Below are 22,268 nucleotides of genomic sequence, written 5' to 3'. Positions count from 1 at the left end.
CGCAAGGAGAGTCTCAATCGTGACTCAGGGTCCCCGTGCCGACCATCCGGAACCAGACCGAGGCTGGCGGATGCTCGGCCGGCTCGGCTGCCTCACCGGACTGGTCGCGGTCGCCGCCGTCCCGTTCCTGCTGTGGTTCGGGCTGCCCTGGTGGTTGGACAAACCCCAACGCGACGCCGAGGGCAGGGTCAAAGACCAGGTGACCACTGCTCTGGACGCGGCGGCCCGCCGCGGCGGCATCGATCAGCATGCGGCCTTGCACGCCGCCGCCGCAGCTCACTCCCAGATGGTGCACTTCACCACCACTGGAACCCACGTTGAGATCGTCGTCCTGCAGATCGGCTACGGCGGCATGTTCGGCAAGGGCGTCGACGACTTCTGCTACCGCTTCACCGTCGACCGAGCTCCCACTCGGCGACCACGTATAGAAACGGCCAGACTCGACCGGTGCCCGCGCCCTCCCAGCACCCGTCCCCGGGCCATCGAGCAGATCCGCGAGACCGCTGAAGCCACCCGCGCCGAACTCCACACCGCGGCGGCCGCCGGCCGCCTCACCGAGCAACGGGTCCGGCCGATGGTCAGCGGGGACCTGAGCTCGCTCTGGTCCTTCCAGCGGAACGGGACCGAGACCATCATCGTCGCCGACTACATCTCCCTCACCCCCGCCGGCGAAGTCGAAGCGGCCGAATGCGCCCAGTTCAACATCGTCCAAGGACAGAAGACGCAGACGGCCACCATGTACCGACTACCTCAGTGCCCGTCTCAGTGAGCGGGACATCTCTTCGAATGCGGGGGGCGCGGTGCGCTTGGTCGCGGTGCCCAGGACCGCGGCGGCCCGCGGATCCGAGACACTAGAATGATCTTCATGTCTGCCGGGCTCGTGCTCATCGACCTCATGCCGCGCATCGTGGCGCTGCCGCTCGCCCCCCACTCCGGGGACGACGTACTCGACCGCTGCCGGACGCTCGCCAGGGCGTTCCGGGCGCAGGGGCGGCCGGTCGTGCTCGTGCGCGTCGAGCGTCCGGGCGTCGCCCACCAGCCGGCGGGCAGCGAACTGGCGCCCGGACTCGCCGAGCCAGGCGACGCCGTCGTCGTGAAGCGGACGATCGGCGCGTTCCACGGCACGGACCTGGACGAGCGGCTGCGCGAGCGAGGAGTGACGACGCTCGTCCTCGGCGGACTCGTCACGACCCTGGGCGTGGAGTCGACCGCGCGGGCCGCGAGCGACCACGGCTACGGGCTGGAGTTCGTCGCGGACGCCATGTCCGGTCTCACCGCCGAGGAGCACGACTTCGCCGTACGGCGGACGTTCCCGAGGTTCGGAACCGTGCGGAACACCGCCGACTACCTCTGACCGGCCTCCCCGGCGCCGGAGGGTCAGTCGCGGAACAGGGCCCGGCTCGTCCCCATCATGATCCGGTCATGCGGCCGCAGGGTACGCATGACGGACTCCAGGACGGGCCGCTCCATCGAGACGCAGCCCGCGGTCTGCCCCGTGCCGATGTGCATGAAGATCGCCGAACCGCTCCCCTGGACGATCCGCGAGTCCGGAGGCCGGTTGTAGTTGATCACCACGGCCTGCCGGTAGGGCCCGTTCCGCATGATCTTCGAGAGGTCCTCGTCGGCGGGCAGGCAGGCGCCCCGGTAGTAGCGGTTGTACCGCCGGTCCCCGATCGTCGACCCCCAGCAGTCGCCGCTCTCCCGCAGCCTGCGGTAGGGAAGGCGGGTGCCCGGGTCCCCTTCACCGAACGCCTCGGTGAGGCTGTACGAGCCGGTCGGCGACTTTCCGTCGCCCTCCCGCTTGGCCCCCTGTGCGGCGTACCCGTTCCGCCCGATGTGCCCGGGAGCGCTCAGAAGTGTCTTCCACGAGCGCCCCTTCCGGACGCATTCGGTGACGGTCACCTCGGTCGTCCCGTACCCGGCCGCCACGGCGAAGACCACATGCCGGGCCGCACCCGCCCCGTAGCGCGCCTTCCCTTGGCCGAGCGCCTGGCAGGGCTCCAACGCCCCCTCCTGAGCGGACGCCAGCGGCGCAGGAAGACCCGCAGCGAGCACCGCAGCGACAGAGAGAACTGAGGCCCGCGTGGCAATCGAACGCATTTCGCGGCTCCAGACTTTTCATCCGAACGGAGCGTGCCCAGCCCAGCACACTTCGCTCTCTACCCCGACCAAGGTCATCTCACCCCGGCCCGTCGGCGGGATCCGCGGTCAGGCGGCCGCGCCGTGCAGGCTTCCCTGTGGCCGGTTGGTGACAAGGACTAACTGCGTGTGAACGGAGCCGGTGGCGCGTCCGTCCCACACACGCCTCATCGATTGCTCTGCCTGTCCGGCGTGCTCGTCGGCTGCGCAGCGGGGAGCGGAGACAGCGGTTCCGGCGAGCCCGCCGCGGCCGAGCAGCCGGGCACGACGCCCCCGCCGTCCACGTCGCCTGCGTCCGCACCCGGCACCCGGGAGGCGAGCCGCGCTCCATCGGCCGGCGCCACCACTGCGGCCCCGTCGAAGTCGCCGGTGAAGGTCCGCGTCCGAAGGTGGTCGGCCGCAACCACCAGACGGCGCAGAACGAACTGCATGCCGCCGGGTTCTTCATGCTTGCGGAGAAGGACGCGACGGGGCGGGGGCGGATGCTGCTGTGGGATCGGAACTGGGTCGTCGTCCGGCAGTCCCCGAGAGCCGGTGCGAAGGTCGGCCCCGAATCGACGATCACCCTCTACTCGAAGAAGATCGGCGAATAGGGCGCCGGGCGGGCGCTGTTCCGTCCGGGTTGCTCGCCCGGACGGAACGGCGGCCGGCGGAGGCTACGAGAAGTACTCGATGAAGGGGGTCTTCTTGTCCGGCGTGGAGGCCGTGCCGGTGCTGATGATGCCGGTGGTGCCGGGGCGGGCGTCGATGTCGGACGCCTGGACGGTGCCGGTGCGGGAGGGGCCGTTGAGGGTCGTCCACGCGGTGCCGTTGTAGTGCATGTACTGGGTCTTGGTCCCGGTGGTGATCGGGAGCATGACGACGCCGGACGCGCCGTCGGAGGACAGGCCGATGCCCGCGGCGTTCAGCGGCGTGTTCACCGTCGTCCAGGTCTTGCCGTTGTAGCGCTGGATCGCGTTGGTGATCTGGGCGTTCTGCCGGACGCGCAGGACGTACACGTTCGTCGCCGAGTTGGCGACGATGCGGTGCAGGGTGCCCTGGTAGCCGGGGACGCCCAGGGAGCCGGGGACGTCGATCTTCTTCCAGGACGTGCCGTCGAAGTGCATCACCAGGCCGGTCACGGAGGTGCCGGTGGCGGACGTCGTGCCCGCGAGCCACACGTCGTTCTTGGCCCGGACGTCCACGGCGGTGATGGACGTGGAGGCAGGCAGCGGGACCTTGGGGTCGACCCACGCGGTGCCCGTCCAGCGCAGGATCGCGCTCGGGCCGCCGGACGCGGCGTCGACGCCCGCGATGGAGTAGGCGGTGCCGTCAGCGGCGGCGGAGACGGCGGTCGGGAAGCCCACCATCGGGTAGGCGACCTGGCTCCACTTGGTGCCGTTCCAGTAGAGGCCGAGGGTGCCGCTCATGTTGTAGCCGATGACCCACGCCTTGGTGGCGCTGGAGACGGCGACGTCGGTCGGGGTGAAGCCGACCGGGCTCTTGTCGGCGACCCACGCCGAGCCGTTCCACTTGACGAGCTTGGCCTCCGGGCCGAAGAAGGAGCCGGCGGCGCCGACGGCCCATCCGGCGTTCTTGGCGCCGAAGTCGACGCGGTCGAGGCTGCCGTTGTAGGCGAGCGCCGTACTGCCGATGCTCTTCCAGCCGGCGGCCTGCGCGGGGGCGGCCACCGCGACCGTCCCGGCGGCGAAGGCGAGGGCGGCGATCGTCGCCGGCACCGCGTTCCGTCTCATCTGTCGCAAGATCCACAGCTCCCAAGATCACAGCAAGCGTGCGCAAAAGAGTACGGCATTACTTACTGTTGAGTAAGTGGAACTTACTGGGCGACCGGATCAGGACGCCACGGAAACCGCAAAACGCCCGGAACTGTGAAGTTCCGGGCGCTCTGCGTGCCGACGCGATGCCGGAGCGCTACTCCGGCCAGAGGACTATTCGCCCTTCCAGTTCGGCTTGCGCTTCTCGGCGAAGGCCGCCGGACCCTCCTGGGCGTCCTTGGACATGAAGACCGGCAGGGTGATGTCCTGCTGCTTCTTCCACGCCTCGGCGGACGTCCAGTCGGCGGACTCGACGATGACCTTCTTGGTGGCCGCGAGCGCCAGCGGGGCGTTCTCGGCGACCTTCAGGGCCAGCTCCTTGGCCGCGGCGAGCGCGCCGCCCGGCTCGGCGAGCCGGTTGACGAACCCGAGCTCGGCCATCCGCTCCGCCGGGTACTTGTCGCCGGTGAGGGCGATCTCCATGGCGATGTGGAACGGGATGCGCTGCGGCAGCCGCAGCAGCCCGCCGCCCGCGGCGACCAGACCGCGCTTCGGCTCGGGCAGCCCGAACTGGGCGTCCCGGGCCGCGACGATCATGTCGCAGGACAGCGCCACCTCGCAGCCGCCGGCCAGGGCGTAGCCCTCGATGGCGGCGATCAGCGGCTTGGCCGCCGGGCGCTCGGTGATGCCGGCGAACCCGCGCCCCTCGACGGTCGGGTTGTCGCCCGTCAGGAAGCCCTTGAGGTCCATGCCGGCGCAGAACGTCCCGCCCGCGCCGGTGAGGATGCCGATGGACAGGTCCTTGCGGGAGTCGAGCTCGTCGACGGCCGCCGCGATCCCCTTCGCCACCTCGCCGTTGACCGCGTTGCGGGCCTCGGGACGGTTGATGGTGATGACGAGGACGGCGCCGTCTTCTTCGGTCAGGACAGCGTCGGTCATTCAGGCCTCACTTCGGCTGGAAGCGGATACCGCCGTCGAAGCGGATCGTCTCGCCGTTCATGTAGTCGTTCTCGATCAGGGACTTGACGAGGTGGGCGAACTCCGACGCCTTGCCCATCCGCTTCGGGAACGGGACGGGCGCGGCGAGCTTGGCCTTGAACGCGTCCGCGGCCTCGCCCTCGCCGTAGATCGGGGTGTCGATGATGCCCGGGCAGATGGTGTTGACCCGGACGCCGATCGCGGCGAGGTCGCGCGCGGCGGGCAGCGTCATGCCGATGATGCCGCCCTTGGAGGCGGAGTAGGCGATCTGCCCGGTCTGGCCCTCGATGCCGGCGATGGACGCGGTGTTGATCACCACGCCGCGCAGGCCGTCCTCGTCGGCGGGCTCGGTCTTGGAGATGGCCGCGGCGCCGAGCCGCATGAGGTTGAAGGTGCCGATCAGGTTGACCCGGATGACGGTCTCGTAGGAGGCCAGGTCGTGCGGGCTGCCGTCGCGGTTCACCGTCCGCGAGGCCCAGCCGATGCCGGCGCTGTTGACGATGACGCGCAGCGGGGCGCCGGTGTCGACGGCGGCCTGCACCGCGGCCTGCGCCTGCTCCTCGCTCGACACGTCCGTCTTGACGAAGACGCCGCCGACCTCGTCGGCGAGCGCCTTGCCCTTGTCCTCGTTCAGGTCGGCGATGACGACCTTGGCGCCTTCGGCGGCCAGCGCGCGGACGGTGGCCTCACCGAGGCCGCTCGCGCCACCGGATACGACGGCGGAAACTCCGTTCAGGTCCATAAGCGACACCTTACGTGAGGGACCGAATGTGGTTCGGGGTGATGCTATCCAGACGTCGTCGCGCGCTCTGCTCACACCCCTGCGGATTGCGGAGCCGCGATGTTACCCGGGAGTCACAATAGAGAACGTTTGCTCCTCCCGGACAGGGGCACCCGACCCCCATGAGCGAGCGTCCCGCACAGAGCCAGTCCTACCCCGGGCGGACGAAGGACATGACGCCCGAGCCCCGCGACGAGATGCGCGACCACACCGGCAGCGGCCTGCTGGCCGGGCGCCGCGCGCTGATCACCGGCGGCGACTCCGGCATCGGCCGCGCGACGGCCGTCGCGTTCGCCAAGGAGGGCGCGGACGTCGCGATCACCTACCTGGAGGAGGACGACGACGCCCGGCACACCGCGGGCCTCGTCGAGGCGGCCGGGCGGCGCTGCGTCACCCTCGGCGGCGACCTGGCCGAGGAGCGGCACGCCCGCGAGATCGTCACGCACACCGTCCGCGACCTCGGCGGCCTCGACGTGCTCGTCCTGCACCACGGCACCCAGACGCCGGTGAAGGACGTCCGCGAGATCGACGACGCGCAGCTGCGGCGGACGTTCGAGGTGAACGTGTTCTCGCTGTTCTGGACGGTCCAGGAGGCCCTCGACCACATGGGGCCCGGCTCGAACATCATCATCACCGGGTCCATCAACGGGCTGCGCGGCAACAAGTCGCTCATCGACTACTCCGCCAGCAAGGCGGCGGCGATGGCGCTGACCACCTGCCTCGCCCAGAACCTCATGGACCGCGAGATCCGGGTCAACTGCGTCGCCCCCGGCCCGGTCTGGACGCCGCTCATCCCCGCCACCTTCGACGAGGAGAAGGTCGAGGGCTTCGGGCAGCAGGCCCCGATGGGACGCGCCGCCGACCCCGACGAGATCGCGCCGTCCTACGTGTTCTTCGCCTCGAACCGCCAGTCGTCCTACTACACCGGGCAGACCCTGGTGCCCGCCGGCGGGGAGATCCATCCAGGCTGACGGAACGGCACTGATGGAACGACAAGTGAAACTGCAGCGCAGCGACCTGAACGAACCCGGTTACGGGCGCCGGAAGTGCGGCAGGGGATTCGTGTACCTCGGCCTCGACGGACGCCCCCTCCCCGACCCCGCCGAGAAGGAGCGGATCAAGGCGCTCGTCATCCCTCCCGCGTGGAAGGACGTCTGGATCTGCCCCGATCCGGACGGCCACATCCAGGCCGTCGGCACGGATGCGGCCGGGCGCCGCCAGTACCTGTACCACGACGCGTGGCGGGAGCAGCGCGACCGCGAGAAGCACGAGCACGTCCTGGAGCTGGCGGAGCGCCTGCCCAAGGTACGCCAGCGGCTCACCGAGTACCTGGCCGGACGGGGCTACACGCGCGAGCGGGTGCTCGCGGCGGCCGTCCGCCTCATCGACCTCGGCTTCTTCCGGATCGGCGGGGAGGCCTACGCGGCCGAGAACGGCACCTTCGGGCTCGCGACCGTCCTGCGCGAGCACGTCAGCTGCGGGCGCGGGCAGGTGACGTTCGAGTATCCCGCCAAGGGGTCGAAGGACCGGTTCCAGGCGGTGGCGGAGGAGAACGTCTGCAAGGTGGTGAGCGGGCTCAGGCGGCGCGGCGACGACTCGCCCGAGCTGCTCGCCTACCGGACGCCGGCCGGCTGGCACGACGTCACCACGTCCGACATCAACGAGTTCATCCGCGAGGTCACCGAGGGCGACTTCACCGCCAAGGACTTCCGGACGTGGCACGCCACCGTCCTCGCCGCCGTGGGGCTCGCGGTGTCGGTGCGCGCCGGGGACACCGAGGCCGCCCGCAACCGCGCCGTCGTCCGCGTCGTCAAGGAGGTCGCGTCCTACCTCGGCAACACCCCGGCCGTCGCGCGGGCGTCCTACATCGATCCGCGCATCATCGAGCTGTACGAGGAGGGGACGACGATCGCGCCCGCCCTCGGACGGCTCGGCGTGGACGTCGCCGAGGGCGAGCTGGCGACGCAGGGGCCGGTGGAGCAGGCCGTCCTCGACCTGCTCCGCGCAGCCTCCTGACTCGGGTCCGGGCTCGCCGCGCCCGGATCGTCATCCCGCGAGGCGGTAGGCGGCGGGCGGGGTGGGCGTCGTGCCGAGGCAGGTGGCGACGGGGTCCTCGACCGAGCACCAGCCGGGCTTGCGCACCGGCACGTAGCCGGCGGGGACGCCCCGGTTCGCGATGATCGACCGGTAGGTCGGGACGGCGTCGGTCGGGCGGCGCGCCAGGGACGGGTCGGTCAGCGCGTCCACCGTGTAGAGGCCGAACCGCGGCCGGTAGCTGCCCCACTCGTAGTTGTCGGTGAGGCTCCAGTAGTTGTAGCCCATCATCTTCACGCCGTCGGCCATCGCGCGCTGGATCCAGTAGACGTGGTCGCGCAGGTGGTCGGAGCGCGTGTAGCCGTCCGCGCGCGGCTTGCCGTTGTCGGTCGACATGCCGTTCTCGACCACGTAGACGGGCAGGTCCGGCAGCCGCCGCTGGTAGTTCCTGAGCACGTAGTACAGGCCCTCGGGCTCGGGGTCGATCTTCCAGAACTCGCCCGTGAGCGCGTTGGCCGCGGTGCCGTTCTGCAGGTTGGCGCCGTAGTAGTAGTCGATGCCGATGAAGTCGAGCTTGTCGGTGACGTCGTTGAACAGGGCCGCGTCGAAGATGCCGTTGACCGGGGACCCGTAGGCGACGTTGCTCGACACCGGGGCGCCCGGGTCCACCGCGTGGATCATGTCGTAGGCGGCGCGGTGCGTCCTGATGAGGGCGTCGCGCATCTTCAGCATCTGCCCGAGGTCCATCGGGCGGGCCGAGAGCTCCTTGTAGATGTAGGAGCTCGCCTCATTGAACGTGATCCAGACGACGCCCTGGCGCTTGTACCTGTCCACGATGAAGCGGGCGTTGCGGAGCCAGTCCTCCTGCGTCCTGGGGTTGTCCCAGGCGCCCTGGTCGGCCACCCAGCCGGGGTACACCCAGTGGTCGAGCGTCAGCATCGGGCGCATCCCGTCCGCCTTGATCCGGCGGACGAGGTCGTCGTAGTAGGCGATCGCCCCGGGGTCGCGGTGACCGCGGCGCGGTTCGACGCGGGCCCACTCGATGGACGTCCGGAACACGTTCGCGCCGAGCCCCTGGGCGAGCTTCAGGTCGCCTGGGTAGCGGTTCCGGAAGTCGACGGAGTTCTCGTACGGGTCGGTGACGCCTGGGGCCTCGCGGTCGGCGTACCTCGTCCAGTTGCTGTCGGGGAAGGAGCCTTCGCTCTGGAAGCCGGACGTGGCGACGCCCCAGAGGAAGCCCGGCGGGAACTTGGCGGTGGCGGGCTTGCCGGTCTCCGTGGGGACGGGGGACGCGGCGGCGGGGGACGCGGCGGTCAGCGCGAGGCCGACCGAGAGCGTGAGGGCCGAGAGGAGATGGACGGGGCGTGCTCTGCCGGACCTGCCGAACACGGGGCGCTCCCTCCGGAGGCGGACATGAACCTCCTTCGCATAACAGGGGGCGCGCGGGGCCCCGTCAATGGCCGGACACGGCCAGATCCGGCAACTCCAGCACACTCCCCCAACGTGCCACAAATCACAGATCAATAAAGGAATTGCCCATTTCTCAATGGCGTGTGACTCAGTTCACAATTCATGAAAGGCTCGATTGATCGCCGCTGGCAGGGCGCTGGACCGCAGTCTCAAACGGACCACCGGCACCATGGACAACGGCCTGGTGATTTGCCACCCGCGCCAGGTGCTGGCTAGCTTCCTGCCCGGTTCATGCGGCACCTGAGCCGCTGGGACAACAGAACACGCACCCCGACGCGCGGCGGCGGCGCGCCCGGCCTCCACGGGAGGCCGGCGCGGACCCCCCAGGTCGTCCCCCCAGGGACCTCGCCCGGAAGCCGTCGTCGGACGCCGAATCCGTGCAGACGAGAGGCACGGAACCGGAAGCGGCCGCCATTTCCCTGCGTCCTCCGCCAATGACGCTGCGAAATCGGTCGCGGCATCCCCGCCCACCGAAGAAATCCGGTGGGTGACGGCTGCCCGGTAGGCATCAACCGCGAGGTCTGGAGACATTCTGCATACCCCTCGAAACCCCCTGAAGGCCGGATTCACCGTGGGCGGGCTCGTGCTCACCACGACCACCGCGCTCGGCGCGTCCGTCCTTGCGGCCGGCCCCGCGTCGGCCGCTCCGCAGCGGGCGACGCTCGCCGCTGCTCCGGCCTCGACGGTCACCGGCACCACGGTCACCGCGAAGCAGGCCCGGATCGCGAAGCAGAAGAAGCGCGCGGCCTACGCCGTGAAGTACGCGGCCAAGCAGATCGGCGACCCCTACCGCTACGGCGGCACGGGCCCCGGCTCGTGGGACTGCTCCGGGCTCGCCGGAGGCTCCTGGCGGAAGGCCGGGGTGAAGCTCCCCCGGACCACCCAGCAGATCTACAAGGCCGTCCACAAGAAGGTCTCGTGGAAGGGCGCCGTCAAGGGCGACCTGCTGTTCTTCTACGGCGGCCGGACCCACATGGGCATCTACGCCGGGCACGGCTACATGATCCACGCGCCGAGCTCCGGCAAGCGGGTCAAGAAGATCAAGCTGAACGGCTACTACAAGCGCAACTTCCACGGCGCGGTCCGGCCGGGTTACTGACCCCGGACGCACGCCAGGCCCCGCGCCGCCCGCCCGGCGCGGGGCCTTCGCCTTCCCTCCCGGCTGTTCGCCTCTCCGCCTCCGGATGCCCGCCGGGTCCGTCCGCGGGGGCCGGTCAGCCGAGGACGGGGTAGTCGGTGTAGCCGCGGTGGTCGCCGCCGTAGAAGGTCGCCGGGTCGGGCTCGTTGTAGGGGCCGCCGGCCCTGATGCGGGCGGGCAGGTCCGGGTTCGCCAGCCACAGCCGCCCGAACGCCACGGCGTCCGCCACGCCCTCCCGCAGCGCCTCGACGCCGGCCTCCGGCGTGCCCGCGTCGGTCCCCGGCAGCGGGCGCGGGTTGACGATCAGCGTCCCCGGCCACTCGGCGCGGATCCGCCGGGTCTGCTCCCGGTCGCGCTCCATGACGTGGAGGTATCCGAGCCCGAGCGGCGCCAGCCCCGCCACCAGCGCCGAGTACACCTCCGGTGTGTCGCTCTCGCGGACGCCGTTGGCGGTCGTTCCCGGCGAGACCCGGAAGCCGACCCGCTCCGGCCCGACCGCCCCGGCGACCGCCCGCGCGGCCTCGATCCCGAACCGGGCGCGGTTCTCGGCCGTCCCGCCGTACCCGTCCGTCCGCCGGTTGCTGCCGTCCGCGAGGAACTGGCTGATCAGGTACCCGTTGGCGCCGTGCAGCTCCACCCCGTCGAACCCGGCCTCGGACGCGTTGCGGGCCGCGTCCGCGAACTCCTGGACGGCCTGCGCGATGTCGTCCGCGGTCATCTCGCGGGGCAGCGGGTGGTCGAGCATCCCGTCCGGGGTGAAGATCTTCTCCCCCGTGGCGATCGGCGACGGCGCCACCGGCAGCCCCCCGTCCGGGTACAGGACGGGGTGCCCGACCCTCCCCGCGTGCATGAGCTGGGCGAAGATGCGGCCGCCCTCGGCGTGCACCGCGTCCGTCACCGCCCGCCACGCCTCCACCTGCTCGTCCGAGTGCAGCCCGGGCGTGGCGACGTACCCCTGCCCCCGGACGCTCGGCTGCGTCCCCTCCGTGACGATCAATCCGGCGGCGGCGCGCTGCGCGTAGTACTCGGCGGTCGACGCGGTCACCTTGCCGTCCGCCGCGGCCCGGCTGCGGGTCATCGGCGACATCACCAGCCGGTTCGGCAGGTCCAGCTTCCCGGCCCGCAGCGGCTCGAACAGTTCGTCCATCACGTCCTCCTAGCGGCTGTCCCCAGTGGTCATGACGCTAGGAGCCGGGAGGTACGGGGCGAATCCGTAAGGTTTCGGTAGTGGGCCCCGTAGTTTGGAGACGTGCTCTACGGGCGGAGAACCGAACAGGAGCGGATCGCCGCGCTCGTCGCCGCCGCGCGCGACCATCGGCGCAGCGGCGTCCTCGTGCTGCGCGGCGAGGCGGGCATCGGCAAGTCCGCGCTCCTCGACGAGGCCGCGAGACTCCTCCCCGAGGACGGGACGGGAGGACGGCTGCTCCGGGTCGTCGGGATCGAAGCGGAGACGGGCATCGCCTTCGCCGGCCTCAACCAGTTGCTCTGGCCCGTCCGCGACGAGGTCTGCGCGCTGCCCGCTCCGCAGGCGTCCGCGCTCGGCGTCGCGCTGGGCAAGGTGGACCCCGCGTCGGGCGCCGCCGTCCAGGACCGGTTCACCATCGGTCTGGGCGTGCTGACGCTCCTCGCCGACCTCGCCGACCAGGACGGCCCGGTGCTGTGCCTGGTCGACGACGCCCAATGGCTCGACACCGCGACGCAGGAGGCGCTCCTGTTCGCGGCCAGGCGGCTCGCCGCCGAAGGGGTGGTGATGCTGTTCGCCACCAGGGACGAGGCGTTCACCGGCACGGGACTGCCGGAACTGGCCGTGTGCAGGCTGGAGCGGGACGACGCCGAACGCGTCCTCTCCGAACGCGACCTGCCGTCTTCCGCCCGCGAGCGGGTCCTCCTGGAATCGGCCGGCAACCCCCTTGCCCTGCTGGAGTTCGCCGCCACCGCGGACCGGGCGCCGGACGGCCCGCGCCCGCTTCCGGTCACCGACCGGGTCGTCGTGTCCTTCCAGGCCCGGATCGGGCGGCTCACCGACCGCGCCCGGCTGATGCTGCTGGTCGCCGCGTCCGAGGGCCGCGGGTACATGCCGGCCATGCTCGCCGCCGCGGACGCGCTCGGCGTCGGACTCGACGACCTCGCCGAGGCCGAGCGCGCCCGGCTGGTCGAGGTGACCGGCCGGATGATCGCCTTTCGCCACCCGCTGATCCGGGCCGCCGTCTACCAGGGCGCGCCGACCGCACGGCGCGTCACCGTCCACCGGGCCCTCGCCGATGCCTCCGACGAGCCCGGCTGCCGCGCCCGGCACCGGGCGGCCGCCGCGCTCGCACCGGACGAGGACGTGGCCGCCGATGTCGCCGACGCCGCCGCGCGCGCCCGCGACCGCGCCGCCCACCCGACCGCCGCCGCCCTCTACCGGCAGTCGGCGGAGCTCTCGCCCACCCCAGCCGCGCGCGCCGCGCGGCTCGGCGCCGCGGCCGCCATGACGCTGCGGGCCGGGCAGCCCGACCAGGCCGGCGACCTCGCCGCCCAGGCCGCGAAGCTCACCGCCGACCCCGCCGAGCACGCGCGGCTCGGCCGCGTCCTCGCCGCCGTCGAGTACGAGCGCGGCGAACCGCGCGTCGCCGCTCGCATGCTGGTCGAGCACGCGTCCCGAGCGGCGCCCGCCGACCGCCCCGCGATGCTCCGCACCGGCGCCGCCTACGCGTGGGCGGCCGGGGAGACGCCCGCCCTGCGCCGCGCGGCCGAGCTGCTGCCCGAGGACGACGCGGTGCGCGGCCTCGCCCTGCTGGCGGACGGCGACCACGCGCGCGGCCTGCCGCTGCTCGCCGGAGTGGTCGCCGAGGCGCGCACCGCCGCCCCCGCCGGACCCGCTGCCGACGACCTCGAGCCCGCGCAGCTCGCGCTCGTACTGGGCGACGACGAGGCCGCCCTCGACCTGACCGCCGCCGAGGTCGCCCACCGCCGCGGGCAGAGCCTCATCGGCGCGCTCCCCGCCGTCCTGCGGACCCAGGCGCGGGCCCGGCTCGCCGCCGGGCTGCACGCCGACGCCGCGTCCAGCGCCGCCGAGGCCGTCGCGCTCGCCCGCGCCACGGGCCTGCCGAACCCGGAGGGGCGGTACGGCGCCGTCCTGGCCAGGATCGCGGCGATCGAGGGCGACGAGGACCGGCTGCGCGAGCTGGCCGCCATCGCGCCCGCCCCGGACACGGGACCGCTCGCCGCCGCGCGCGGCCTGCTCCATCTCGGCCTCGGCCGGTACGACGACGCGCTGCGCCACCTGGAGGCCGCCGCCCGCCCGCACCGGTACGGCGCGGACGCCGTGCTCTTCGCGGCCGACCTGGTGGAGGCCGCCGTCCGCGCGGGATGCCCCGACCAGGCCCGCACGGCGTACGAGGACCTGTCAGCCTGGGCCGAGGCGAGCAAGCAGCCCTGGGCCCTGGCCGTCGCGCTCCGGTGCGAGGCGCTCCTTGACGACGCCGAAGAGCCCTACGTGAAGGCCGTGGAACTCCACCGGGAGTCGATGCGCCCGTTCGAGCGGGCACGCACGGAACTCCTCTACGGCGAGTGGCTGCGCCGCTGCAGGCGCCGGTCGCAGGCCCGCGACCCGCTCCGCTCCGCCGCCGAGACCTTCGAACGGCTCTGCGCCGCCCCCTGGTTCGACCGCGCGCGCGGCGAACTGCGGGCCACCGGCGAGGCCGGGACGGCCTCGACGCCGGCGGCCGCGCACCTCCTCGACCGCCTCACCTCGCAGGAACTGCAGGTCGTCCGGCTCGCGGCGGAGGGGATCAGCAGCCGCGACATCGCCGCCCAGCTGTTCCTCAGCCCCCGCACGGTCGAGTACCACCTCTACAAGGCGTATCCCAAGCTCGGCATCTCCTCGCGCAAGGAGCTGTCCCGGCTCCTCCCGGAGCCCGCATGAGCCTTCCGGCCCAGGCCTCGCAGTGGGCGACGCCCTGGACGCCGCCCACTGCCCGATCCGCTAGCTGACGGGGAGCGTCCGGGCGAGGAACTCCTCTGTGAGCCGCCAAGCGCGCGCGGCAGGCTCCGGCTGGTAGAACATCGGAGCCTTGCGGTTGTGGAACGCGTGCCCGCCGTCCTCCTGGACCTGGATCTCCATGTGGTCCTTCTGCTCGACGGCACGCTCCACCTTGGCGACGCCCTCACGGGGGATGTACGCGTCGTCGCCGCCGAAGTGGAACTGCGTGGGCGCCTGGATGGCGTCCAGCTGGTCGAGCATGTCAGGCACACCGGACCCGTAGAACGAGACCACCGCATCGACCTCGGCGTTGGCGGCCACCAGGTACGCGAGCGTCCCGCCGAAGCAGAACCCCAGGACGCCCACCTTGCCGACCTCCGGCAGGCCCTTGAGGACCCCCAGCGCCGCCACGGCGTCCCCCACGCCCTTCTCCCAGTCGAACTGGGAGACCATCGACATTCCCTTGGGCAGGGCTTCCTCGTTGTGCGCGGTCGTCCAGTTCGGCTCGATCCGCCAGAACATGTCGGGCGCCGCCACGACGTACCCAAGCGCGACCAGGTCCTCGGCGACGGCCTCCATGTAGTCGCCCACGCCGAAGATCTCCTGGAGGAGCAGGATCCCGGGACCGCGCGTCCCCCACACCCGCAGGTCGAACTCGCCGTCCGGAACGACAACCTTCTCAATACGCGTCATGTCAGCCGATGATGGCGTAAACCGCGCTGGCATGCGCGACGGTCTTCCCGTCGGCCGTCATGTCGATCTCCGCGAACGCCAGCGTCCGGCCCAGCTTCGACAGCTCCGCGTCGACGAGCACGTCCCGTCCGATGACGGGCCGCTGGAACGTCGTGCTCAGCTGCACCGTCGTCATCGGCACGAAGGCCCCCTTGGCCCCCGACACCGCCAGCACCACCGCCGTGTCGGCCGCGGCCATCAGCGCCTGCCCGGACAGCGCGCCGCCCTCGCGGGCGAGCCGGTCGGACCAGGGCAGCCGCAGCACCGCCCTGCCGTCCCCCACCTCCTCGGGCACGAGGCCCAGATCGAGCACCCAGGGCGCGAAGTTGTCACGGAGGATCTCTTCAGGCTTCAACGTCACCCCGACATGATGCACGCTGAGGGCATGCACGAGGAGATCTTCCTGCCCGCCACCTACGCCGCCGGGGTCCCCTACGCGACCTTCGCCGAGCTCCGCGCCGGGTCACCGGTCGCCTGGATCGGCGAACCGGCCGTCGGCCCCTGGCCCGCCGGCCCCGGCTACTGGGCGGTCTTCCGGCACGCCGACGTCAAGCACGTCCTGCGCTCCCCGGAGCTGTTCTCCTCCAACCTCGGCGCCACCCAGATCCGCGACCCCGACACGCCCGAGGACCTCGCCTTCGTCCGCGCGATGATGCTGAACCAGGACCCGCCGGACCACTCCCGCCTCCGCCGCATCGTCGCCGCCGCGTTCACCCCCCGCGCCGTCCGCGCCCTGGAGGACACGATCAACGAGCGGGCGCGCACCCTCGTCGCGTCCGCCCTCGGCGAGGACACCGACTTCGTCGAACTCGCCGCGGACCTCCCCGTCTGGACGCTGGCCCACATCATGGGCGTCCCCGACTCCGACCGCCGCCTCCTGTACGACTGGGCGTCCCGCGTCATCGGCTACCAGGACCCCGACTACGCCGGCCTCTCCACCGCCGACGCCGCCTCGATGACCCCCATGGCCCGCGAGGCGATGAAGTACCGCACGTCCGAGACCGTCCGCCCCGACGGCCGCCCCATCAACCCGCGCTCCTACACGGCCCTCGCCGACATGTTCGCCTACGCCCACGCCCTCGCCGCCGAGAAGCGCTCCCACCCGTCCGGCGACATCATGTCCCGCATGCTCGAAGGCGGGCTCACCACGCACGAGTTCGAGAACATGTTCTTCCTCTTCGCCGTCGCCGGGAACGAGACCCTCCGCAACGGCATCCCGGGCGGCCTCCTGACCCTGCTCGACCACCCGGCCGAACTCGCCCGCCTCCGCGACGACCCGTCCCTCCTGCCGTCCGCCGTCGAGGAGATGCTCCGCTACTGGCCCCCGGTCATGGACTTCCGCCGCACCGCCACGGCCCCTCTCGAACTCGGCGGCCAGAAGATCGAACCCGGCGACAAGGTCGTCGTCTACCACGCCTCCGCCAACCGCGACGAGACCGTCTTCCCCTCCCCCGACCGCTTCGACATCGCCCGCACCCCCAACGACCACGTCAGCTTCGGCTTCGGCCCCCACTTCTGCCTCGGCGCCCACCTCGCCCGCACCCAGATGCGCGCCGTCTTCCGCGAACTCCTCCCCCACCGCGTCACCCTCACCGGCACCCCCGTCCGCCTGGCCTCCAACTTCCAGAACGGCCTGAAGCACCTCCCCGTCCACCTGGCCCCCGCCCCCTAACCCCGTCGCGAACCCCCCGCCGATCTCGGTACCCTTGCCGGGACGGGTCGCTAGCTCAATTGGCAGAGCTCCGGACTTTTAATCCGTAGGTTGTGGGTTCGAGTCCCACGCGACCCACCACCCCTGACCAGGGGAAACGCGAAAATGCCCGGCTTGTCCGCCGCCGCGTTTGCCCCACTTCGTCCCCACCTCGGCTCGAGGTCGGCTCGGCGGCTCGCTCCGGGCCCTGCCCCCACCCTGGTCGAGCCTAGAAGCCGGGCACCTTCCACCCACCCAAGCTGGCCACACCACCCACTGAACCGACTGCAGGACCACCAGAGCAGTCAGCAACGCCCTCCCGCAGGGGTGAATTCGGAGGCTCGCATCCCGCTGGCGGCATCATCGAGCGCTTCCCGTCCGGTGGTCATGAAGAGGATGCCCAGCACCAGCGCGGCGATGACCACCACGAGGACGAAGACCATCATGTGCCTTCACTCCTTCGGTCGGGGTTCGAGTGTTCAGCGGCGGGCGAGCTGGCGCTCGCCGCCGGCGCCGGGTTCGTAGTGCAGGCCGTAGTGCCGGAATACGGCTTCCTCGCCCTCGGCGGGCAGGACGTCGTCCGTGCCGATCGCGGGACTGTGCTTGACCTGCGACCTGTCGTGGGCGACCCGCACATAGCCGGGGCCGGCGGTCGCACCTTCCAGGGGGACGAAGGCCAGGCGGTGCCGGGTGGGCAGACCGATCCGCACGGTGGCCATGGCGGGTTCGTCGGTGCTGGTGTCGACGTAGACCGACTCCAGCGTGCCGATCTTGTGGCCGCCGGAGTCGCGGACGGCGCGGGTGCGCCATTCCCTGATGTCGGCCATCTGGATCATTGGCACTCCTTCATTTTCCGGTTGAATCAGTTTCCCCAGTCTTCGTCGTCCAATTCGTCCCAGGTCGGCTGATCCGTGGGCGGTGTGCCCGGACGGTGGGGGGATCTGCCGGAAGCGCCGGCGCGGGGCGGCGGTGCCGGGGATGGCGCGGCGGCCGGTTCGTCCAGGCGGGGTTTGAGCTGCCGGTAGCGCTCCTCGGTCTCCTCGACGCCGAGGCCGAGGACGGCGGCGATCTGTTCGAAGCTCAGGCCCGCGGCTTGGGCGGTGTTGAGCAGGCGCGCCTCGGTCTGGTCCAGATTCAGGCGGACCGCGCCCAGCACCAGCAGTGCCGCAGCGACCTCGACCGGCTCGGGGCTGTCGCCGTTTCCGTGCTGGGCCCGGTCGCCGGCGTCGAGGACCGCGCCGATGGCGTCGCGGTCGGGCATCGGCCGTTCCCTGGACTGCCAGAGAAACTCGTCCACGCCGGTGGCGTGGCGGGGGGTCAGGAAGGCGCGCGCCTGCTGGACGAAACGCGGTGCGGGCGCCGGCAGGCCGACTGACACGACCGCCGGCGAGGCGGCGTCCGCGTTCGAGGGCCGCCGTTGGTGGTCGGCCCAGTCCGGCGCGCCGGGAGGGGTGCTGCATTTCGAGGTTCGGATCGGGGAGATCCGGTCTCGGACGGTCATGGGGTTCACTTCCTGTTCAGCAACCCGGCCAAAGGTCTCGCCTCACCACGGGTCGGCCGTGGCCCAGGGCCGGCCGGCTCGGGGAGGAGCGGACGGTCCTGGACCAGCCGGGCGCAGCCCCCCAGCGGTGACCGGCTGCTTCTCATTCAACTCGGACGGCCTGATGGTGGGAAACAGCCAGAGAGCGCACACTCCATCACTTGCACCGATGACCGCCCGCCCGGAGCTCGAATGAATCCTGATGCCTTTGAATCCTGATGCCTTGCCCCTGCGCACCTTCCAAAGAAATCTCTTTAGATAATTGCAAACATTCAAGAATCGTCGGGTAGGATCAAATTATCCGGCAACGATGACGTCCTCATTCTGAGGTTGTTCCGTCACACCGGCTCGCCCCCGAGAGGGGGAGTCATGCCGAATTCGTACGAGCCTCGCACCAGCGGCCGTCCCGGCGCGGGCTTCCAGCCCGGCCCCGGCTCGCCCGGTCAGCACAAGACCCGGTCGGCCCCGCAGACGGTGACGGTGACCCGCACCAGCGTGGCGTGGTCCGGTATGTGGGCCGTCTCGGCCGTCTTCATGGTGGTCGTGGTAAGCAACACCGGCGACGCGCGAATTTCCTTCGCCGGCATGAGCGGTGTCCTGCCGCTGGCGGTCGTGCTCCTGGCCGCGATGGCCGCCGGAATCGCGGTGACCCTGATTCTGGGCACCGCCCGCCTCACCCAACTGCGGCCGCTGACCCGCGAGCGCCTCCGATGAGGAACCGGCTCGCCGCATCGATCGAAAGCCAGAAGAAGGTGCCGGCCATGTGGACCACCACGGAACGCCGCACGACGATCAGCCTGTCACCACCCTCGACGCCACGGCTGCGGTTGCGCCCCGCGGCTCCTCCCGGTTCGGTGCGGACCGCGCTGGACGGCGCCTGGTGGCCCCGCTCGGCCGACCCGGTCGCGGAGCTGCCGGGGCTGGTCCTGGCGCTGCAGGACCACGGCCCCATCGACGACCACCGTCCCATCACCCACGTCCTGCTGCGGGTGGACGACTGGGACAGCCGACCGCGCCGGCTGCGGATCGACGGTCCGGCCGACACCCGGGTGGTGCGGCTGAGCTGGTTCGACTCACTCCCCGCCGGGCTCCTCACCGCGATTCACGCCGACGGGCGGCGCGTTGACCTGCTCACCGTCCCGGTCTCCACGACCCGCACCGAAGCCGAGGCGGTGATGGAACTGGCGTCCCACCCCGCCAACCATCTGCACACCCCCGGCCTGCTGGCGGCCCTCACCGCGGCGCCCGGCCGACCGGACCGGGCCGGCACCCAGAACGCCTCGGAGGACGCCTGGGAATCCGAGGGCGGACGACTTCGCGGAGACCCGGCGCCCTGCTGATCCGACCCGTTGCCCGGCCGGCCCGTCGTGCGGCCGCCCGGGCACGGAACCTCCGCCCCCTCTCCGAACGGAGATCCCCATGACCACCTTCACCACCGCCCCGCCCGCCGACGCAGATCTCGTGCGAGGCCCCCACGAGGTGCGGATGCCCGCCCACCGGCGCCCCGGTCACACCATCGTCGCGTTGTCGGGCGCCTTGGACGGTGCCGCCGCCGCGGCGCTGCGCGAACACCTGATCGGCGCGTTGCGGCCCAGCGGCCGCCTGCTGATACTCGACCTGAGCGCGGTGACGTCCGCCGACGCGGCCGGACTGGCCGTGCTGATCGGCATCCGCCGCCGCGCCGCCGGACTCGGCATCACCCTGCGCCTGGCCGCCCCCGGCCCGCAGGTCGCCGCGCTGCTCCGCGCCACCGGGCTCGACCGCGCGCTCATCGTCCTGCCCGCTCGGGCAGTCCGCGCCGGGCTCGCCGCATGACCGCATGGGCGCCGGGCACAAGAGAGGCGATGTGACCAGACCGAGCCCGGTTCCGCGAGACCGGCCCACCCTGCGGCGCACGTCCAGGTCCGGGCTCGTTTCCGATCGGAGAGGACTGTGAGCGTCCCCGACGAGAACGACGTCGATGCCGCCGCGCGTCCCGGTCTGCGCACCGGCCGGTGGCGGTCGCCCGCGGGAGGGCGGCGGCGGGACGGGTCCGCCGCACGGTTCGCGATGCGCTGCGAGCGTGGGGGCTGGGGTCGGCGGCAGCGGACCTCGGTGACCAGCTGACGGCGGTCCTCCACGACCTTCTCCTTCGCCTGGTGGCAACGGGACCCGGCCGCCGACCGGTGATCCTGTCAGGAAACGACGACGGCGACCGCCGCGATGAGCACGCAGGCGATCGCCACCGCGATGACCATGCCGCCGATGAGTCCCATCACCAGCCGAAGGTATTCATTCTTCATGCTCATCGGGCACCCTCTGCCGTCTTTGCCTGGCGTGCGCTTCGTCGATGGCGTCTTGGCGGCTGCGGGCCGGCCATCGCTTCGGACTCGGCCTTCCGCGCACGACCAGCGGAAGCAGCAGCAGGGCCACGCCGGCGACCATGAAGATGGCGCCCACCGCGTGCAGATCGATACCGCTCACGGATCCGGTGACGGCGAAAACGAGAATCGCGCCGACCACGAGGAGAGCGATACCGGCTATCGGCATCACACGCCGCGCTTCGGTGAAATCACATCAACGAACCAGGCGTCTATGCCCATGAGCGGACTCCTTGGACGAGCCGTGAATTCGGTCCGGATGCGCCTTATGGTCACCGGACTCGCATGCTCGTTTCAGCACCATCAAACCGCCCCCCGGCCGCAACGGAAACAGGGAATTTCCGAACGTCTCTTCTCTTCAGAAGATGACCGGTCGTCATCTGCACCATCCCTCACCGCCTCACCTCCCGTTAGCCCGGCCGCCACCTGGCCCGGGTCTCGTGGTCACAGGAGGGGCCGGGTGAGGTGGTCGGCGGTGCCGCCGCGCCATTCGATGAGTAAGAGGGTGGCGTCGTCGCTGGTGATTCCGCCTCGCTCACCCATAAGGGCGTGGGAGAGGTCGCGCACCATTTGCTGGGCGGTCGCGCTGGCGGGGCCGACGCGCTCGATGGTGGCGATCAGGCGGTCCTCGCCGAACAGAGTCCCGCCGGCGGTGTGCTCTTCGATGAGGCCGTCGGTGTAGGCCAGGACCCGGTCGCCGGGGAGGAGCCGGCGGTGGTTGATCTGGGGTGTGGAGCCGCCGAAGCCGACGGGGAGTGTGCCGTGGCCTTCCAGTGCGCCGATGACCTTGTGGTCGCGGATCAGCATGGGGGCGGGGTGGCCGGCGTTGACCCATTGCAGGTGGCCTGTTCCGATGTTCAGGCGCATCATCTGCGCGGTGACGAAGTGGTCGGGGCCGAACTGCTCGTCGATGGCGGTGTCCATGAACGCGTACAGCTCGGAGAGGCCGGCCTCGGCGCGTCTGGCGTGCCGGTAGGCGCCCACGGCGACGGTGGCCAGTACGGCGGCGTTCAGGCCGTGGCCCATCGCGTCGATCATGGCCAGGTGCAGGATGTCGTCGTTGAGGGCGTAGTCGAGGCTGTCGCCCGCGACGTCGTAGGCGGGCTCCAGGATCCCGGCGACGGCGACCTGCGGCGTCGTCATGGTGAGCGGGGGCAGCAGGGACCACTGGATCTCCGCGGACACGCTCATCGGCACGCGCCGCCGTGCCCGCAGGAACTGGTCGGTGTAGTTGTTCTTGGTCACCAGCATGTCGGCGACCAGGCCCGCGAGCCGCCGCAGCAGCCGGCGATCGTCATCGTCGACCTTGTCGAGGGTCAGGGCCATCACCCCGATCTCGTCGCTGCCGTCCAGAAGCGGCAGGAACATCCGCACACCATCGGCCTGCCGCTGTTCGACGACGGTCTCCGACAGGAACGCGCGCCCGGCCGGGGAGCCCTCCAGCGGCAGCGGTTCACCGTCGGTGAGGCCCCGGCCCGGCAGCGGCACCAGCGTCAACTGGGCGTAGTCCTGCAGCAGGATCGAGACGTCCCGGCCGCCGATCGCGCGTACCTCCTCGGCCACCAGCGGTGCGATGAGCTGGGGCGGCATCTCGTGCGCCCGGTCCAGCAACTGTCCCAGCAGCCGCTCACCGAAGCCTTCGCTGCGATCCACGGCGTCCTCGGGCTCGTTCAGTTCCCCCACGCCCT

The 22,268-nt window shown here is 71.4% G+C and carries 25 protein-coding genes and 1 tRNA gene; 13 read left to right on the top strand and 13 right to left on the bottom strand.

Going from position 1 to position 22,268, the window contains the following annotated elements:
• The first annotated feature begins 19 nt into the window (after nt 1-19).
• Nucleotides 20-769, top strand: a complete 750-nt coding sequence (locus AB0C21_RS05540; protein WP_500202847.1) for a hypothetical protein — start codon at nt 20-22, stop codon at nt 767-769.
• 96 nt (nt 770-865) lie between these two features.
• Nucleotides 866-1,354 carry an isochorismatase family protein gene (locus AB0C21_RS05535; protein WP_500202846.1) on the top strand — a complete coding sequence of 163 codons (489 nt, stop codon included), beginning with the start codon at nt 866-868 and terminating at the stop codon, nt 1,352-1,354.
• A 23-nt stretch (nt 1,355-1,377) separates the two neighbouring features.
• On the opposite strand, the gene AB0C21_RS05530 is transcribed toward AB0C21_RS05535, so the two are convergent.
• The gene (locus AB0C21_RS05530; RefSeq protein ID WP_500202845.1) at nt 1,378-2,004 is read right to left on the bottom strand and encodes a L,D-transpeptidase family protein; all 627 of its coding nucleotides are present in this window, start codon (nt 2,002-2,004) and stop codon (nt 1,378-1,380) included.
• A gap of 524 nt (nt 2,005-2,528) precedes the next feature.
• On the opposite strand from AB0C21_RS05530, the gene AB0C21_RS05525 reads away from it, so the two are divergent.
• Nucleotides 2,529-2,732 carry a PASTA domain-containing protein gene (locus AB0C21_RS05525; RefSeq protein ID WP_500202844.1) on the top strand — a complete coding sequence of 68 codons (204 nt, stop codon included), beginning with the start codon at nt 2,529-2,531 and terminating at the stop codon, nt 2,730-2,732.
• A gap of 63 nt (nt 2,733-2,795) precedes the next feature.
• Here the strand turns inward: AB0C21_RS05525 and AB0C21_RS05520 are convergent, their stop codons facing one another.
• The 3 genes from AB0C21_RS05520 to AB0C21_RS05510 form a co-directional block, all read right to left on the bottom strand.
• Nucleotides 2,796-3,872, bottom strand: coding sequence for a hypothetical protein (locus AB0C21_RS05520; protein WP_500202843.1), 1,077 nt, complete (start codon nt 3,870-3,872; stop codon nt 2,796-2,798).
• Between the two features lie 195 nt (nt 3,873-4,067).
• Nucleotides 4,068-4,832, bottom strand: coding sequence for a crotonase/enoyl-CoA hydratase family protein (locus AB0C21_RS05515; RefSeq protein ID WP_149261688.1), 765 nt, complete (start codon nt 4,830-4,832; stop codon nt 4,068-4,070).
• Nucleotides 4,833-4,839: 7 nt separating this feature from the next.
• Nucleotides 4,840-5,613: an SDR family oxidoreductase gene (locus AB0C21_RS05510; RefSeq protein WP_149261689.1), complete on the bottom strand. Its 774-nt coding sequence runs from the start codon at nt 5,611-5,613 to the stop codon at nt 4,840-4,842.
• A gap of 161 nt (nt 5,614-5,774) precedes the next feature.
• On the opposite strand from AB0C21_RS05510, the gene AB0C21_RS05505 reads away from it, so the two are divergent.
• Nucleotides 5,775-6,623 carry an SDR family oxidoreductase gene (locus AB0C21_RS05505; protein ID WP_149261690.1) on the top strand — a complete coding sequence of 283 codons (849 nt, stop codon included), beginning with the start codon at nt 5,775-5,777 and terminating at the stop codon, nt 6,621-6,623.
• A 25-nt stretch (nt 6,624-6,648) separates the two neighbouring features.
• On the top strand, nt 6,649-7,668 hold the full coding sequence (locus AB0C21_RS05500) for a DNA topoisomerase IB (protein WP_500202842.1): 1,020 nt from the start codon (nt 6,649-6,651) through the stop codon (nt 7,666-7,668).
• Nucleotides 7,669-7,698: 30 nt separating this feature from the next.
• Here AB0C21_RS05500 and AB0C21_RS05495 read toward each other — a convergent pair whose 3' ends face one another.
• On the bottom strand, nt 7,699-9,075 hold the full coding sequence (locus AB0C21_RS05495; RefSeq protein WP_500202841.1) for a family 1 glycosylhydrolase: 1,377 nt from the start codon (nt 9,073-9,075) through the stop codon (nt 7,699-7,701).
• A gap of 652 nt (nt 9,076-9,727) precedes the next feature.
• Here AB0C21_RS05495 and AB0C21_RS05490 point away from each other — a divergent pair.
• Nucleotides 9,728-10,255 carry a C40 family peptidase gene (locus tag AB0C21_RS05490; RefSeq protein ID WP_235037086.1) on the top strand — a complete coding sequence of 176 codons (528 nt, stop codon included), beginning with the start codon at nt 9,728-9,730 and terminating at the stop codon, nt 10,253-10,255.
• Nucleotides 10,256-10,370: 115 nt separating this feature from the next.
• Here AB0C21_RS05490 and AB0C21_RS05485 read toward each other — a convergent pair whose 3' ends face one another.
• Nucleotides 10,371-11,441 carry an alkene reductase gene (locus AB0C21_RS05485; RefSeq protein ID WP_500202840.1) on the bottom strand — a complete coding sequence of 357 codons (1,071 nt, stop codon included), beginning with the start codon at nt 11,439-11,441 and terminating at the stop codon, nt 10,371-10,373.
• Between the two features lie 102 nt (nt 11,442-11,543).
• Here AB0C21_RS05485 and AB0C21_RS05480 point away from each other — a divergent pair, with 102 nt between their 5' ends.
• A complete protein-coding gene (locus AB0C21_RS05480; RefSeq protein ID WP_500202839.1) occupies nt 11,544-14,201 on the top strand; it encodes a helix-turn-helix transcriptional regulator in 2,658 nt (885 codons plus the stop codon).
• A 60-nt stretch (nt 14,202-14,261) separates the two neighbouring features.
• Here the strand turns inward: AB0C21_RS05480 and AB0C21_RS05475 are convergent, their stop codons facing one another.
• Both AB0C21_RS05475 and AB0C21_RS05470 read right to left on the bottom strand, forming a co-directional pair.
• Nucleotides 14,262-14,951: a dienelactone hydrolase family protein gene (locus tag AB0C21_RS05475; protein WP_500202838.1), complete on the bottom strand. Its 690-nt coding sequence runs from the start codon at nt 14,949-14,951 to the stop codon at nt 14,262-14,264.
• A 1-nt stretch (nt 14,952) separates the two neighbouring features.
• Nucleotides 14,953-15,351 (bottom strand): PaaI family thioesterase, encoded by a 399-nt coding sequence (locus tag AB0C21_RS05470; protein ID WP_149261695.1) that lies wholly within the window; start codon nt 15,349-15,351, stop codon nt 14,953-14,955.
• Nucleotides 15,352-15,375: 24 nt separating this feature from the next.
• Here AB0C21_RS05470 and AB0C21_RS05465 point away from each other — a divergent pair, with 24 nt between their 5' ends.
• A complete protein-coding gene (locus AB0C21_RS05465) occupies nt 15,376-16,662 on the top strand; it encodes a cytochrome P450 (RefSeq protein WP_149262027.1) in 1,287 nt (428 codons plus the stop codon).
• A 44-nt stretch (nt 16,663-16,706) separates the two neighbouring features.
• Nucleotides 16,707-16,782: transfer RNA gene (locus tag AB0C21_RS05460), tRNA-Lys, on the top strand.
• A gap of 203 nt (nt 16,783-16,985) precedes the next feature.
• Here the strand turns inward: AB0C21_RS05460 and AB0C21_RS05455 are convergent.
• Genes AB0C21_RS05455 through AB0C21_RS05445 form a run of 3 tightly spaced genes read right to left on the bottom strand, consistent with a single transcriptional unit; the run spans nt 16,986 to nt 18,181 of the window.
• On the bottom strand, nt 16,986-17,126 hold the full coding sequence (locus tag AB0C21_RS05455; protein WP_500202837.1) for a hypothetical protein: 141 nt from the start codon (nt 17,124-17,126) through the stop codon (nt 16,986-16,988).
• Nucleotides 17,127-17,159: 33 nt separating this feature from the next.
• The gene (locus AB0C21_RS05450; protein ID WP_500202836.1) at nt 17,160-17,516 is read right to left on the bottom strand and encodes a PRC-barrel domain-containing protein; all 357 of its coding nucleotides are present in this window, start codon (nt 17,514-17,516) and stop codon (nt 17,160-17,162) included.
• Between the two features lie 26 nt (nt 17,517-17,542).
• On the bottom strand, nt 17,543-18,181 hold the full coding sequence (locus AB0C21_RS05445; protein WP_500202835.1) for a hypothetical protein: 639 nt from the start codon (nt 18,179-18,181) through the stop codon (nt 17,543-17,545).
• A 408-nt stretch (nt 18,182-18,589) separates the two neighbouring features.
• On the opposite strand from AB0C21_RS05445, the gene AB0C21_RS05440 reads away from it, so the two are divergent.
• The 4 genes from AB0C21_RS05440 (at nt 18,590) to AB0C21_RS05425 (ending at nt 20,326) form a co-directional block, all read left to right on the top strand.
• The gene (locus tag AB0C21_RS05440; RefSeq protein WP_500202834.1) at nt 18,590-18,934 is read left to right on the top strand and encodes a hypothetical protein; all 345 of its coding nucleotides are present in this window, start codon (nt 18,590-18,592) and stop codon (nt 18,932-18,934) included.
• A gap of 47 nt (nt 18,935-18,981) precedes the next feature.
• Entirely contained in the window at nt 18,982-19,560 is a 579-nt protein-coding gene (locus AB0C21_RS05435) for a DUF5994 family protein (RefSeq protein WP_500202833.1), read from the top strand.
• A gap of 79 nt (nt 19,561-19,639) precedes the next feature.
• A complete protein-coding gene (locus AB0C21_RS05430; protein ID WP_500202832.1) occupies nt 19,640-20,035 on the top strand; it encodes an STAS domain-containing protein in 396 nt (131 codons plus the stop codon).
• Between the two features lie 117 nt (nt 20,036-20,152).
• Nucleotides 20,153-20,326, top strand: coding sequence for a hypothetical protein (locus tag AB0C21_RS05425; protein ID WP_500202831.1), 174 nt, complete (start codon nt 20,153-20,155; stop codon nt 20,324-20,326).
• A 165-nt stretch (nt 20,327-20,491) separates the two neighbouring features.
• Here the strand turns inward: AB0C21_RS05425 and AB0C21_RS05420 are convergent, their stop codons facing one another.
• Complete coding sequence (locus AB0C21_RS05420) at nt 20,492-20,749, bottom strand: DUF6458 family protein (protein WP_500202830.1); 258 nt, start codon at nt 20,747-20,749, stop codon at nt 20,492-20,494.
• A 275-nt stretch (nt 20,750-21,024) separates the two neighbouring features.
• Nucleotides 21,025-22,263: a PP2C family protein-serine/threonine phosphatase gene (locus tag AB0C21_RS05415; protein WP_500202829.1), complete on the bottom strand. Its 1,239-nt coding sequence runs from the start codon at nt 22,261-22,263 to the stop codon at nt 21,025-21,027.
• Between the last annotated feature and the right edge of the window lie 5 nt (nt 22,264-22,268).

It is taken from the genome of Spirillospora sp. NPDC049024 (assembly GCF_040649235.1).
Lineage (GTDB): Bacteria > Actinomycetota > Actinomycetes > Streptosporangiales > Streptosporangiaceae > Spirillospora.
Note: the sequence above shows the minus strand (reverse complement) of the source record. Positions and strands in the feature narration are given on the sequence as shown.

Bases quoted from the DNA above. Each gene is read 5' to 3' on its own strand.
- AB0C21_RS05455 (WP_500202837.1), bottom strand. From the start codon at position 17,126: ATGATGGTCTTCGTCCTCGTGGTGGTCATCGCCGCGCTGGTGCTGGGC.
- AB0C21_RS05420 (WP_500202830.1), bottom strand. From the start codon at position 20,749: ATGCCGATAGCCGGTATCGCTCTCCTCGTGGTCGGCGCGATTCTCGTT.
- AB0C21_RS05475 (WP_500202838.1), bottom strand. From the start codon at position 14,951: ATGACGCGTATTGAGAAGGTTGTCGTTCCGGACGGCGAGTTCGACCTG.
- AB0C21_RS05535 (WP_500202846.1), top strand. From the start codon at position 866: ATGTCTGCCGGGCTCGTGCTCATCGACCTCATGCCGCGCATCGTGGCG.
- AB0C21_RS05515 (WP_149261688.1), bottom strand. From the start codon at position 4,832: ATGACCGACGCTGTCCTGACCGAAGAAGACGGCGCCGTCCTCGTCATC.
- AB0C21_RS05440 (WP_500202834.1), top strand. From the start codon at position 18,590: ATGCCGAATTCGTACGAGCCTCGCACCAGCGGCCGTCCCGGCGCGGGC.
- AB0C21_RS05485 (WP_500202840.1), bottom strand. From the start codon at position 11,441: ATGGACGAACTGTTCGAGCCGCTGCGGGCCGGGAAGCTGGACCTGCCG.
- AB0C21_RS05435 (WP_500202833.1), top strand. From the start codon at position 18,982: ATGTGGACCACCACGGAACGCCGCACGACGATCAGCCTGTCACCACCC.
- AB0C21_RS05520 (WP_500202843.1), bottom strand. From the start codon at position 3,872: ATGAGACGGAACGCGGTGCCGGCGACGATCGCCGCCCTCGCCTTCGCC.
- AB0C21_RS05445 (WP_500202835.1), bottom strand. From the start codon at position 18,181: ATGACCGTCCGAGACCGGATCTCCCCGATCCGAACCTCGAAATGCAGC.
- AB0C21_RS05505 (WP_149261690.1), top strand. From the start codon at position 5,775: ATGAGCGAGCGTCCCGCACAGAGCCAGTCCTACCCCGGGCGGACGAAG.
- AB0C21_RS05450 (WP_500202836.1), bottom strand. From the start codon at position 17,516: ATGATCCAGATGGCCGACATCAGGGAATGGCGCACCCGCGCCGTCCGC.
- AB0C21_RS05430 (WP_500202832.1), top strand. From the start codon at position 19,640: ATGACCACCTTCACCACCGCCCCGCCCGCCGACGCAGATCTCGTGCGA.
- AB0C21_RS05510 (WP_149261689.1), bottom strand. From the start codon at position 5,613: ATGGACCTGAACGGAGTTTCCGCCGTCGTATCCGGTGGCGCGAGCGGC.
- AB0C21_RS05465 (WP_149262027.1), top strand. From the start codon at position 15,376: ATGCACGAGGAGATCTTCCTGCCCGCCACCTACGCCGCCGGGGTCCCC.